Here is a 12,973-nt window from a genome sequence, read left to right as displayed (position 1 = left end):
TCTAGCGCTCCGCGGACGCCGCCAAATCAGACGCCATTGTAGGCCTTTCATTTGCCACGTCACGGCGGAACAGCACGTAGAGCGCCGGCAGCACCAGCAGCGTCAGGATGGTCGAGGAGATGATGCCCCCGATCACCACGGTCGCGAGCGGCCGCTGCACCTCGGCGCCGGCGCCGGTGGCGAGTGCCATCGGCACGAAGCCGAGCGAGGCAACGAGGGCCGTCATCAGCACCGGGCGCAGCCGCGTCAGCGCACCTTCGCGCACGGCCTCCGCGACCGAGTGTCCCTCGCTGCGCAGACGCTCGATGAAGGCGATGATGACGAGGCCATTGAGAACGGCGACGCCCGACAGTGCGATGAAGCCGACGCCGGCGCTGATCGACAAGGGAATGTCGCGCAGCAGCAGCGCGGCGACGCCTCCGGTCAGCGCCAGCGGCACGCCGGAGAACACCAGCGCCGCATCGGCCGCCGATCCCATGCCCATGAACAGCAGCAGGAACACCAGGAGCAGGGCCACGGGCACCACGATCGTCAGCCGCTTGGTGGCCGAGACAAGCTGCTCGAACTGGCCGCCCCAGCCGATGAAGTAACCCGCCGGCAGCTTGACCTTCTCCGCCACTGCCGCCTCGGCCTCGGCCACGAAGGAGCCGAGGTCGCGCGCGCGGACATTGGCGGTGACGACGATCCGCCGCTTGCCGTTCTCGCGGCTGATCTGGTTCGGCCCCGGCGTCGCATCGACGGTGGCGACCGACGAGAGCGGCACGTAACGCATCTGGGCGAGGGAAGAGCTGGCCAGCGCCGTTCGAACGGCCGTGCCGGAGCCGGCCTCCTCGGCGGGCGGCAGTGGAATCGGGATCGCGCGGATCGCCTCGAGATTGCCGCGCAAATGCTCGGGCAGGCGGACCACGATGTCGAAGCGCCGATCGCCTTCGAACAGCTTGCCCGCCGACTTGCCGCCGACCGCGATCTCGACGATGCCCTGCACTTCGGCGACGCTGAGGCCATAGCGGGCGAGCGCCTGGCGGTCGAGGCGGACGGTGAGGATCGGCAGGCCCGCGACCTGCTCGATCTTGACGTCGCTGGCGCCGCGGATGCCGCGGATCGCGGCCTCCACCTGCTTGGCGGCGCCTTGCAGGATGTCGAGATCGTCGCCGAAGATCTTGACGCCGACATCGGTGCGTACGCCGGAGATCAGCTCGTTGACGCGAAACTGGATCGGCTGGGAGATTTCATAGGCGCTGCCGGGAATCTCGTCTGCAGCATGCTCGATGGCCTCGACCAGCTCCGATTTCGACTTGCCCGGGTCGGGCCATTCGGCACGCGGCTTCAGCATGATGTAGCCGTCGGTCTGCGCCGGCGACATCGGATCGGTGGCGATCTCCGCGGTGCCGATGCGGGTGAAGAACTCCTTCACCTCCGGAACCTGCTTGATGCGCTTTTCCAGCGCTTTCTGCAGGTCCAGCGACTGGGTGAGGCTGGTGCCGGGAATCCGGATCGAAGCCAGCGCGACGTCGCCTTCGTCGAGGCTCGGAATGAACTCGCCTCCCATCCGCGAAGCGGCGATGCCGCTTGCGACCACGATGACAGCGGCCATGATCGCGACCGCGGCCCGATTGTCGATGGCAAAACGGAGCAGGGGGAGATAGCCGCGCTTTGCTGCCCGCATGAACAGGTTTTCGTGCTCGGACACCTTGCCGGTGACGAAGATGGCAACGGATGCCGGCACAAAGGTGATGGAGAACAGCACGGCCGCGCCGAGCGCCATCAGCACCGTCAGCGCCATCGGCGTGAACATCTTGCCCTCGACGCCGGTCAGCGTCAGCACCGGCAGATAGACCACGGCGATGATCAGCGTTCCGAACAGGCTCGGCTTGATCACTTCGCTGGACCCGTGCAGGATCGCGCGCAGCCGTTCCGGAGTCGTGAGCAGGCCGCCTTTCTCGCGCTGGGCCGCGGCCAGCATGCGCAGGCAATTCTCGACGATGATGACGGCACCGTCGACAATGATGCCGAAGTCGATTGCGCCGAGAGACATCAGGTTCGCGCTGACCTTGGTTTCGACCATGCCGGTGATGGTCATCGCCATCGACAGCGGAATGACGCAGGCTGTGACCAGCGCGGCACGGATGTTGCCGAGGATCAGGAACAGCACGGCCACCACCAGTGCCGCGCCCTCAAGCAGGTTGTTCTTGACCGTGCGGATGGTGGCTTCGACCAGGTCGGTGCGGTCGTAGACGGTCCGCGTCACGACGCCCTCGGGCAGCGATTTTGCGATCTCCTCGAGACGGGCCGCGACACGGCGGGCGACGCTGCGGCTGTTCTCGCCGATCAGCAGCATGGCGGTGCCGAGCACGGTCTCCTCGCCGTTGCGTGTCGCGGCACCCGTGCGCAGATCGCGCCCCTCGATAACGGTCGCGACATCCCTGATCCGCACGGGATTTCCGCCGCGCGAGCCGATCACGATGTCCTGGATCTCGCCGATATTGCCGACCTGGCCAGGCGAGCGAACCAGGTACTGCTCGCCGTTGCGCTCGATATAGCCGGCGCCGACATTGGCGTTGTTGGCGGCGAGCGCGGTCATCACGTCGCGAAAGCCGAGCCGGTAGGCCATCAGCTTGCCGGGGTCGGGCAGCACGTGGAATTGCCGCTCGAAGCCGCCGATGGTGTTGACCTCGATCACACCAGGCACGTTGCGAAGCTGCGGCCGGATGATCCAGTCCTGCACGGTGCGTAGATCGGTCAGCGAATAGTCGCGGCCGCCCTGCGTCTTTGCGCCTGCCTTGGTCTCCACGGTGTACATGAAGATCTCGCCGAGGCCGGTCGAGACCGGACCCATCGCGACCTCGACGCCCGCCGGCAGCTGGTCCTTCACCTGCTGGATGCGTTCCCCGACGAGCTGCCGGGCGAAGTAGATGTCGGTGCCATCCTTGAAGACGATTGTCACCTGGCTGAGGCCGTAGCGCGACAGCGAGCGGGTGTAGTCGAGCTTGGGCAGGCCGCCCATCGCGGTCTCGACCGGGAAGGTGATGCGCTGCTCGGTCTCCAGCGGCGAATAGCCGGGGGCGCGGGTGTTGATCTGGACCTGGACGTTGGTGATGTCGGGCACCGCGTCGATCGGCAGGCGCTGGAAATTCCAAACTCCGAAGGCGACGGCGCCGAGTGCGAGTACCAGCACCAGCCAGCGCTGATGCAGCGAGACGGCGATGACACGCTCAATCATGCTCGGCCTCGCCCTTGCCCATCTCCGCCTTCACGACGAAGCTGTTCTCGGCGACGTAATGCTCGCCTGCCGCAAGGCCGGCCTTGATCTCGACGTGGCGCGGATCGGAATCGCCAAGCTCGACCGGGCGGGCTTCGATCTTGTCGCCGTCCTCGCGCACGAACACGATGGTCCTGTTCTCCAGCGTCTGGATCGCGCTCCGGCGCACCGCGACCGCGACATTGCGCGCCGCGAGGATCAGCCGTGCCGTGACGAACAGGCCGGGCCGCAGGCGGCCGTCCGGATTGGGCAGCACCACGCGCGCCAGCGCGGTCTGGGTCTCGCTACTGCCGATCGGCGCCATGTAGGAGATCGTGCCCTTGATCTCGCCGCGGCCGTCGTCTGGATCGATCAGCACCTCGTCATTGATGCGGACGCGCCTTAAGTCCTGGCGGTAGATCGACAGATCGACCCAGATGGTGGAGAGATCGGCGACGACGAAGGCCGGCTTCTGCTCGGAGGCGTATTCGCCGAGCGAGATCTGTCGCTCGATGATGGTGCCGGCAATCGGCGCCTTCAGTTCATAGACGGTGAGGCTCTGGTTGCTTTCGATCGCGGCGAGCAGATCGTCCTTGCCGACCTTGTCGCCGATCCGCTTCTGGATGGATTTGGCGAGGCCCGGAAAGCGTGGCGTCACCTGTACCACGGTTTCCTGGTTGGCGCGCAGGATGCCGTTGAAGGCGAGCGTGTCGGTCAGTGTGGCGCTGGCGGCTTCCGCCAGGGTGACGCCCGCGGCGGCCAGCTTCACGTCGGAGATGCGGATGCGGTCGGCGCCGTGCTCGTCCTGCTCGACATGGTCGTTCGGCTTCTTCGGCTCGGAATGCGCAGCGTGCTCGGCCGGCGCGACCTTGCCGGGCGCGAGCAGGGAATAGCCGTAAGCGCCGAGCGCGGCGGCAACGATGGCTATCAGGATGGTCGAGGACGTTTTCATCGTGCGCTCTCCCGCGCCAGCGTGAAGGGATTGCCGACGAGGCCTTCGATGGTCGCGACGCCCGCGTGGAAATTCTGCAGCGCCTCCTGCTCGCGCAGCCGCGCCTGGGTCACGCTGGCCTGGGCGTCCAGCACTTCGAGCAGGGTGAAGCGGCCCTGGCCATAGCCTTGCGAGATCGCCTCGGACGCTTCGACGGCCTTGGGGATCGCGGTCTCGCGCAGCACCGCGAGCTCGCGCAGCGAGCCCTGGAGCGAATCGTAGGCGCGTCCGGCGATCACGATCAGCGCGTTGCGATTGGCCTCGCGCTCGGCTTTGGTCTTGGCGAGGCTTTCCTGGGCCGAAAGGATGTTGCCCTGGTTCTGGTCGAACACGGGGATCGGCACCGAGACGGACAGACGCACCGCGTCGTCATTGGTCTCGTTATAGTGACGCCATCCGGCCGCGATCCGCACGTCCGGATAGGGCTTGAGCCGCGCCAGCAGGAGCTCGGCATTGCGCTGGGCATGGACCGCGGTCCAGCGCACCAGCTGCGGATTGGCGTCGATGGCGGCGACAACCGCCTGGAACGTCGGCGGGCGTCCGGTGGTCTCGAGCCGGCCGGAGACCTCGCCGAATTTTGCGGACGCATCGCCCATCAGCACTGCAAGCTCGCGCCGGGCGCTCGCCAAGGTCGCCTTGAAGCGCTCGCGGTCGGCCTTCACCAGGGCGGAGGCGACCTCGGCGCGGCCGGTCTCGGCCGGCGACGAGGCGCCGGCTTCGACCCGGCGGCGCAGGAGCGGCGTGAGGCGATCGATGGCGCCAATCTGCTCGTCGAGGATCTGGATGCGCCGCTGCGCGCCGAGCACGCTGAGAAAGGCGATCGCGGTCTCCGACAGCACCTCGAGCCTGACGGCTTTGCGCTGGATCGCGGCGACCTCGATGCCGGCTGCGCCTGCGGCAATCCGCGCCTCGCGCTTGCCGAACAGCTCGAAGGCCTGGCTGATCTGCAGCGTGGTCTCGGCCGAGCGCGTTCCGCGATATCTGCCGGAGCCGAATGAATCGTCCTGTTCATAGGACAGCTCCGGATTGAGCAGGGCGCCCGCCTGGATGCGCTGGCCCGTGGCGATGCCGACGTCGCGCTCCGCCGCCGTCAGCCGCGGGCTCGCCGCCAGCGCGCGCGCCAGGGCGCTCCGCATCGTCAAAGTCTGGGCGTGCGATGGTGCAAGCGCCGATGCTGCAATCAGACACGCCGCCGCGCACGCCAGGCGCGCGGCCATTCCCCTGCGAAACATGAAACCGACCTGTGAAGGATGAAGCTTAATGGGCGCGGGGCGCCCGACCAATCCGTTCAGGCAATAGGTCTGGGAGGGGGAGAGTCGGTATCGGGAATAATTCCGGCGAGCCGGGGGGCCCGTTGCGGGCTCGGCGCCGACGCAAGCGCGGTCGCTGCCGTCGATGGCATCGGCTGTGCCACGGTCAGCGAGAAGCAGCCGTGGCAATGATGTCCCCCGATGGCCTTGTGGTCGCTACCGCCGGCGCCATCGAGGACCGCGGCGATCTCCGAGCCACCGCGGGGCGTGGTGACGTCGATATCGTGTGCGCCGTGCAGCACGCCCGCGAGCAGATAGACAGCCGCGATCAGCACGGACAGCAGCCCGCGCCGGGCGCGCGAGCGGCAGGATCCTGAGGGCTGGCGGTTTGCGAGCACGACGTCACTCTGGTTGCGGTCTGTGCTCGGCCTAGCATGGGCGCGGGAACAGTGTCGACCCGCAACATTGTTACGTCCCTGGAACAATTGCCGCAGCAGCGTATGCGGTGCCAGCGCCTCTCACTGGCGAACGATGGCGCGCCGAAGTGGCACCATGGCTTTGATCGTGGGGGCCGAAGCTCCGCTGCCGTCGTCACCTTCCATGGTGATGGCGGCCCGACAGCTCGCTTCCATCGCCCGTTCCAGCCACTTGATGGCCTCGTCGATCCATTGGTCGTGGTGCTCGGGATCGGCGAGGGCTTTCTCCCGGAATGCATTCGCCTGATGCAGGCACGCCGTTCTGCGGTCCACGCGCCTCTCCTGATCTGCAGGTTCCGCCTGATCGCATCATTGATGATCCCGGCCCCGGCGTCGTTAACATACGACAGGAGGAGACGCGCCGGCCGCAACGCGGAAAGGCCCCAGCCGGACGAGCCGGCTGAGGCCTCATGTGCTCACAATCTATATCCTTAGGACTTGGGCGGATAACCCGCATCTTCCAAGTTCGTTCCATCCGATCTGTCCAATTAGGAACGTTCCTCATACCTCGCGATTAGCGATCAGAAGATCTGAGGAGGACGGACAATGGACGGATTGATTTATCTGATCGGCTTGATCGTCGTCATCATGGCGATCCTGTCGTTCTTCGGCCTGCGCTGAGAGCGCGGCAATGACCGTGGAAACTCTCATGCGGGAAGAGGTCATGGAAAGCGGCCTGGCAGTCGAGGCGCCTCGAACGATCCAGTGGAGCTCGGTGTTCGCGGGCGCGCTTGCTGCGAGCGCAATGTCGTTCATCCTGATCGGTTTTGGTGTCGCGGTCGGCCTCGGTGTCAGTTCGGCCTCGCCGACCTGGCGCGATGCCTCGGCAGCGCTGGCGCTACTCTCCGGGCTCTATCTGATCATCCAGGCGATCGTCAGCTTCGGCTTCGGCGGCTACATCGCCGGCCGAACGACCCGGCCCGAGCCCGTGCTTGTAACGATCGAGGATGACGGCGAGCGGCGGGACGGACTCCATGGCCTGACCGCCTGGGCGCTGGCGGTCCTGGCCGGCGCAGCTCTGCTCGCGCTCCTCGGCGCTGCCGCGATCGACCGTTCGCCGATGCGCAGCTCGGCGAGCAACACCTCGGCGGCCGAGCCCTTGTTGAGCTATGAGCTCGACAAGCTGTTCCGCGCGCCGCGCCGCGCGCCGAACGCTGACCTGAGGGAACCGCGCGCCGAAGCTGGACGTATCCTGATGACCTCGTCCAGCCACAGCGGCGTCAGCACCGACGATCGCGCCTACCTCGTGCAGCAGGTCGCCGCTGTCACCGGACTGGCGGCCCCTGAATCCGAGCGGCGGGTCGATGCGCTGATCGCAGACTCGAAGACGGCCATCAACCGCGCGCGGCGTAACTCGATCATCGTGGCGTTCTCGGTCGCAGCCGCGACCCTGATCGGCGCCGCAGTGGCCTGGGCTGCAGCCGTTGCCGGCGGCCGGCATCGTGACGGCGCACCGTTGCCGAACTGGATGGCGAGCGCCAACCGCTTCCATCGCAATCCGCGCGCAATGCCGGTGCCGTAGGCTCTCAATCAAATGAAAATGGCCGGGCGGAAGCCCGGCCATCGTCGACGTCTGCAGGAAGGCTCAGGCCTTTTCTTCCCAGATCATCGCCAGATGCACGATGGTCTCCACCGCCTTTTCCATATCCTGCCGGCTGACCCATTCGAGCCGCGAATGAAACGCGTGCTCGCCGGCGAAGATGTTGGGGCAGGGCAGGCCCATGAAGGACAGGCGCGAGCCGTCGGTGCCGCCGCGGATCGCGGTGCGCATCGGCCGCAGGCCGGCGCGGCGGATCGCCTCGATGGCGTATTCGAGCACGTGCGGGTGACGATCGATCACCTGCTTCATGTTGCGGTACTGCTCCTTGACCTCGAACGCGTAGGTCGAGCGCGGATAGTCCTTCATCACGTCCTTGACGATGTCCTCGAGCAGCGCCTCCTTCTCCTTCAGCCCTTCCTCGGTGAAGTCGCGGACGATGAAGGAGAGCGTCGCCTGCTCCAGCGCGCCCTCGATGCCGATCGGATGCAGAAAGCCCTGCTTGCCCGAGGTGGTCTCGGGCGAGCAGCCCTCCTTCGGCAGACGCTCGACGATGGCGGCGGCGATCTTGATCGCGTGCTCCATCTTGCCTTTGGCGTAGCCGGGATGGGCGCTGACGCCGTTGATGGTGATGGTGGCACCATCGGCCGAGAAGGTCTCGTCCTCGACACAGCCGGCGCTCTCGCCGTCCATGGTGTAGCCGAAATCGGCCCCCAGCTTCTTCAGGTCGACATTGTCGACGCCGCGGCCGATCTCCTCGTCCGGCGTGAACAGGATCTTGATGGTACCGTGCTTCACGTCGGGGTTGTTGAGGAAGAAATGCGCGGCATCCATGATCTCGGCGACGCCGGCCTTGTTGTCGGCCCCCAACAGCGTGGTGCCATCGGTGGTGATGATGTCGTTGCCGATCTGGTTCTTCAGCGCGGGGTGCTCATTGAAGCGGATCACCTGGCTGGTGTCGCCGGGCAGGATGATGTCGCCGCCGCGATAGTTCTTCACGACTTGCGGCTTGACGCCCTTGCCCGTGACGTCGGGCGAGGTGTCCATGTGCGAGCAGAAGCAGATCACCGGCACCTTCTTGTCGGTGTTGGCCGGGATCGTTCCGTAGACGTAGCCGTATTCGTCGAGATGCGCGTCCGCAACGCCCATGGCCTTCAGCTCGGCAGCGAGCACGCGGCCGAGATCCTTCTGTTTCTCGGTCGAGGGCGAGTGAGGCGATGCCGGATCGGACTGGGTGTCGATGGTGACGTAGCGCAGGAAGCGCTCGGTCACGGTATGCGAAAAGGAGAGGGAGGACATTTCTGGTCAAACCGCCGGGTTCGGGAAGCAGGCGGTATATCAGAAAAGCGGGCCGTGAAGCGGCCGGAACGGGCTCGGGCCAGGCTTTGGTGGCCTCAGATCGCCTCCTTCAGTTCCTTGACCGGGCGGAACGCGACCTTCCTGCTGGCCTTGATGTGGATCGCTTCGCCGGTGGTCGGATTGCGGCCGGTGCGGGCGGCGCGCTTGCGGACCTGGAGGATGCCAAGGCCGACGATGCGGACCCGGTCGCCCTTCTTGAGGTGCTTGGCGATCAGATCGACCATGTCGGTCAGGACCGCCTCGGCGTGCTTTTTGGAGACATCCTGGCGGTCGGCAATGTCGGCAGCGAGGTGCTTGAGCGTGATCGTGGCGGGCACGGCTGTCTTCTTCGCCGAATCCCTCTTGGCCGGATCCTTCTTAGCCATGTCTGGCCTCCTCATCGTCCAATGACAGGGAGTCCCGAAAAAAGCCGAGAATATGTGGGGTCCCTCCAAGCCCTTCTAGGCGTAGACGATTCGGACGCGGGCTGACTATGCCGAGAGTTCCCGGCAGCCGCCTGAAATTGCGCGCAGAGCCGCGAAAAGCGTTCGGGCTAAGCTTATGAGGGGATTGCCAAAAATGGCGCGAGAGACGGGGCTCGAACCCGCGACCTCCGGCGTGACAGGCCGGCGCTCTAACCAACTGAGCTACTCCCGCGTGGTTCGCTGAAGGCGCGCGGAACGAGGGGGGACTTAAAGGGGGGACATGGTGAAGTCAAGGACGTTGCGCTTCCCCCGGGCGTCCCCGCTAAGCATTGCTCTGGAAAACGAAAAAGGCCGCCCGGCGGCGGCCAATGGTCAGCCCAAAGGGCATGAATCAGCGAATCTCGGACGTGCCCGCGCTGGTCACCACCACCGGCTTGCCAGCCTTGATCACATGGGCGGACTGGGCGGTCTGGCTGTAATCGGCATTGGTGCGGGCCGCGATCCCGAAGCCGGCCACGGCAATGCCGGCCACCAGCGCCACCACCACGATCTTCAGGTGGGTCGCACGATCAGCAGAATGAATTGAGTGGTTCATCTGAGCCTCCGGGCGGGCTTTGCCGCCGTCTATGGGCTCATCTTCTAGGGGCCATCTGTTTCCGGATGGTTTCGCGGGTTCCGCAAAATGGTTTCATCTCCCCTTTGGAGGGAGTGGAGGCGGCCGGCTTTTCCAAGACGAGGATGTCGATCCGGATTGGCGCGGAGCCCGGTGAGCCGGCGGGGGCCAATTGCGACGACCAGTGGCGCAAGCTCGGGAAATCCGAATGCGACCTGAGGAAGCTAAGCTCATACGCACCTGCCGATTTGTGGATCGCTTCTAAGACTCGTTCTAAGAAGCTTTCAATTAGGGAAATCGCGCGCCCTCACATAAGCGTCACCCCAAGCGCATGCCGTTCCGGGGACAGGCGGCATGACGCATCGAAGATGCAGCTTTGGGGTGGCGCGTTGAACAGTCTTGGAATGCTGCGGTCGGCCGTGTTGGCGACCGCATCCGCTTGGGTCTTGATGCCGCAGGCATCGCTTGCACAATCTTCCGCGCAGAGTGGCGCGCAAAATCTGCCCTCCGTGACCGTCACCGCGCCGGAAACACGCAGACGTGCTGCCGCGGCCCCACAGCGCCGCGCGACGCGATCGTCGGTGCAGACCGCCGAGCGCAACAAGCCGCAGCCACGGCGCGAAGTCGGCTTCGTGGAGACGCCGCGCGGGCCGGTGAACGGCTATGTCGCCGGCCGCAGCTCATCAGGCACCAAGACCAACACGCCGATCATGGAGACACCTCAGGCGGTGTCCGTCATCGGTGCCGAGCAGATCCGCGACCAGAAGCCGAACAAGCTCGACGAGGTCCTGCGCTACACCGCCGGCGTCCGGGCAGGGACTTTCGGCACGGACACCCGCAACGATTGGTGGCTGATCCGCGGCTTCAAGTCCGAGGATATCGGTCTGTTCCTCGACGGCATGCAGCTATTCTACACGTCCTATGCCAGTTGGAAGCTGCAGACTCCCAACATGGAGCGGGTCGAGGTGTTGCGCGGTCCGTCAGCCGTGCTTTACGGCGGATCGAGCCCGAGCGGCATCGTCAACGTCATCAGCAAGATGCCGCCGGCAGAGCCGATCCGCTACATCGAGGCCGCCGTCAACAATTTCGGCAACGCCTATGTCAGCTTCGACATGGGCGGCCCGGTCGCGACCAGTCCTGAGAACGGCAAGCTGTTCGCGCGCGTTGTCGGCCAGGTCCAGAACGGCGGCACGCAGGTCAACTTCACACCTGACAACAACTACTTCATTGCGCCGTCATTCACGTGGAAGCCGGATTCCGACACCACCTTCACGGTGCTGGCCTCGGCCTCGAAGCAGGATACCCGCGGCATCAACTTCCTGCCCTACCAAGGCACGGTGACCAACGCGCCGTTCGGGAAGATTCCGACCAGCTTCTTCGTCGGTGATCCCAGCGTCGACAAGTTCACGCGCGAGCAGGAGATGCTCGGCTATCAGTTCGAGCGCCATCTCACCGACGATGTGACGTTCCGTCAGAACGCTCGCTTCGCGCATGTCGACATCAGCTACCGCGGCTATGTCGGCAACGATTGGGCCAGCATCAATACGGCCACGCTCAATCGCTACAATTGGTACGCGAAGAACACGGCCAATCAGGCCAATCTCGATAATCAGCTCGAGTATCGCTTCAACACCGGTCCAGTCAGGCACACGATGCTGTTCGGTGTCGATCTGCGGGGCTATCAGATCGACGATTATCAGGCCTTCGGGTTCGGTGTGCCCTCGATCAACGTCTTCAATCCGGCCTATGGGGGAGCTGAGGTTCCGTTGCCGGGCTCGCCGTTCCGCAACTTCCTGATCACGCAGAAGCAGGCCGGCACCTATCTTCAGGACCAGATGAAGCTCGGCAATTTCACGCTGGTGCTAAGCGGCCGCAATGATTGGGTCGAGACGACGCAGGAAGCTCGTGACACCGGGGCGACCGTCGCCAGCCGCGACGACAGCAGGTTCAGCGGTCGCGCCGGGCTGATCTACAATTTCGACAACGGCATCGCGCCCTACGTCTCCTACTCGACGAGCTACAATCCGATCATCGGCCTCAATGCGGCGAACCGGCTGTTCCTGCCGGAGACCGGCAAGCAGGCCGAAATCGGCGTGAAGGTCGCGCCGGTCGGCTTCGACGGCTATTTCACCGTCTCGGTCTTCGATCTGGTTCGCCAGAACGTGACGACGACCACGGGCGCGGGCATCGTTCCGGTGCTGCAGAACCAGACCGGCGAGGTAACGTCGCGCGGCATCGAGCTGGAAGCGGTGGCCAATGCCACGAAGGAGCTGAAGTTCATCGGCGCCTTCACGGCCTATCATCTCTTCAACAGCAAGGACCTGGATCCGGCGCTGGTCGGCAAGACACCGACCAACACGCCCGAACTCCTGGTGTCGGGGTGGGCGGACTACACCTTCAAGGACGGACCGCTCGCAGGGTTCGGCTTCGGCGGTGGCGTCCGCTATATCGGCCCGTCCTGGGCCGATACTGCCAACACGCTCGAGGTTCCCGCAGTCGTGCTCGGCGATCTCGCGCTCCACTACGAATGGCAGAACTGGCGCACGGCGCTGAACGTGATCAACCTGACCGACAAGATCTATGTCGCAAGCTGCGCGTCGGCCACGTCCTGCTTCTACGGCGACCGCCGCCGCGTCACCGCCAGCGTCTCCTACAAATGGTGAGGACAGGCGAGGGCAGGGCCGGAAGGCTCCGGGGCTTGGAGCAATTGATCGTGATGTTCGGTCGCCTCCGCCCGGACGACCGCTGATCCGCCGTCACGATGAGCTCGCGGGCCATGCCCCCCGGCCCGAAGCTCATCCGAGCGCGGCGCGCGCGACCAGCAGGTCGCCGCCGCCGCGCTCGCGGCCGGCTTGAAGCCGACCGCCGGCGCATTCGTCAGACCAGCGGTCCCGTCGTGCGGCATGGCTGTTCTGATCACTCGCGGCTGTGGAAAGGTGTCTTTCCTGCGCCTGATGAGGCGATACCATCGTTGGCCTCCGGCCGCGCCGATTTGGGAGGGAGCGTCGGCAAATTATGTCGCCGGAACGACGGTCGCAGCCCCTGCGGCGGCGATTGCCGGGGCTGAGTGCGCTGCCGCACCAAAAACCTGAGCATTTTGGTCGG

General features: G+C 65.4%; 10 protein-coding genes and 1 tRNA gene. 2 read left to right on the top strand and 9 right to left on the bottom strand.

The features are described from left to right. Window position 1: 1 nt before the first annotated feature. The 5 genes from XI05_RS03665 to XI05_RS03645 form a co-directional block, all read right to left on the bottom strand. Window positions 2-3,220: an efflux RND transporter permease subunit gene (locus tag XI05_RS03665; protein WP_271498708.1), complete on the bottom strand. Its 3,219-nt coding sequence runs from the start codon at window positions 3,218-3,220 to the stop codon at window positions 2-4. Further along, a complete protein-coding gene (gene ihpB, locus XI05_RS03660) occupies window positions 3,213-4,190 on the bottom strand; it encodes a divalent metal ion exporter adaptor subunit IhpB (RefSeq protein WP_271498705.1) in 978 nt (325 codons plus the stop codon). Before ihpB ends, XI05_RS03665 begins: the two co-directional genes overlap by 8 nt. After that, window positions 4,187-5,461, bottom strand: a complete 1,275-nt coding sequence (ihpA, locus tag XI05_RS03655; protein WP_271498702.1) for a divalent metal ion exporter subunit IhpA — start codon at window positions 5,459-5,461, stop codon at window positions 4,187-4,189. Before ihpA ends, ihpB begins: the two co-directional genes overlap by 4 nt. A 56-nt stretch (window positions 5,462-5,517) precedes the next feature. Continuing rightward, window positions 5,518-5,877 carry a hypothetical protein gene (locus XI05_RS03650; RefSeq protein WP_271498699.1) on the bottom strand — a complete coding sequence of 120 codons (360 nt, stop codon included), beginning with the start codon at window positions 5,875-5,877 and terminating at the stop codon, window positions 5,518-5,520. 120 nt (window positions 5,878-5,997) lie between these two features. Next, entirely contained in the window at window positions 5,998-6,228 is a 231-nt protein-coding gene (locus tag XI05_RS03645; protein WP_271498697.1) for a hypothetical protein, read from the bottom strand. Window positions 6,229-6,586: 358 nt separating this feature from the next. On the opposite strand from XI05_RS03645, the gene XI05_RS03640 reads away from it, so the two are divergent. Then, entirely contained in the window at window positions 6,587-7,477 is an 891-nt protein-coding gene (locus tag XI05_RS03640; RefSeq protein WP_271498694.1) for a hypothetical protein, read from the top strand. A gap of 63 nt (window positions 7,478-7,540) precedes the next feature. On the opposite strand, the gene pepT is transcribed toward XI05_RS03640, so the two are convergent. From pepT to XI05_RS03620, 4 genes are all read right to left on the bottom strand, one after another. Beyond that, window positions 7,541-8,791, bottom strand: a complete 1,251-nt coding sequence (gene pepT, locus XI05_RS03635; protein WP_172783521.1) for a peptidase T — start codon at window positions 8,789-8,791, stop codon at window positions 7,541-7,543. A gap of 95 nt (window positions 8,792-8,886) precedes the next feature. Then, window positions 8,887-9,216 (bottom strand): HU family DNA-binding protein, encoded by a 330-nt coding sequence (locus XI05_RS03630; protein ID WP_271498692.1) that lies wholly within the window; start codon window positions 9,214-9,216, stop codon window positions 8,887-8,889. A gap of 194 nt (window positions 9,217-9,410) precedes the next feature. Next, window positions 9,411-9,487: transfer RNA gene (locus XI05_RS03625), tRNA-Asp, on the bottom strand. A gap of 159 nt (window positions 9,488-9,646) precedes the next feature. Next, window positions 9,647-9,850 carry a hypothetical protein gene (locus XI05_RS03620; RefSeq protein WP_085384802.1) on the bottom strand — a complete coding sequence of 68 codons (204 nt, stop codon included), beginning with the start codon at window positions 9,848-9,850 and terminating at the stop codon, window positions 9,647-9,649. A gap of 422 nt (window positions 9,851-10,272) precedes the next feature. Between XI05_RS03620 and XI05_RS03615 the strand changes: the two genes are divergently transcribed. Then, window positions 10,273-12,531 (top strand): TonB-dependent siderophore receptor, encoded by a 2,259-nt coding sequence (locus tag XI05_RS03615; RefSeq protein ID WP_271498689.1) that lies wholly within the window; start codon window positions 10,273-10,275, stop codon window positions 12,529-12,531. The last annotated feature ends 442 nt before the right edge of the window (window positions 12,532-12,973 follow it).

Source organism: Bradyrhizobium sp. CCBAU 11357 (assembly GCF_028128865.1).
GTDB lineage: Bacteria > Pseudomonadota > Alphaproteobacteria > Rhizobiales > Xanthobacteraceae > Bradyrhizobium.
Note: the sequence above shows the minus strand (reverse complement) of the source record. Positions and strands in the feature narration are given on the sequence as shown.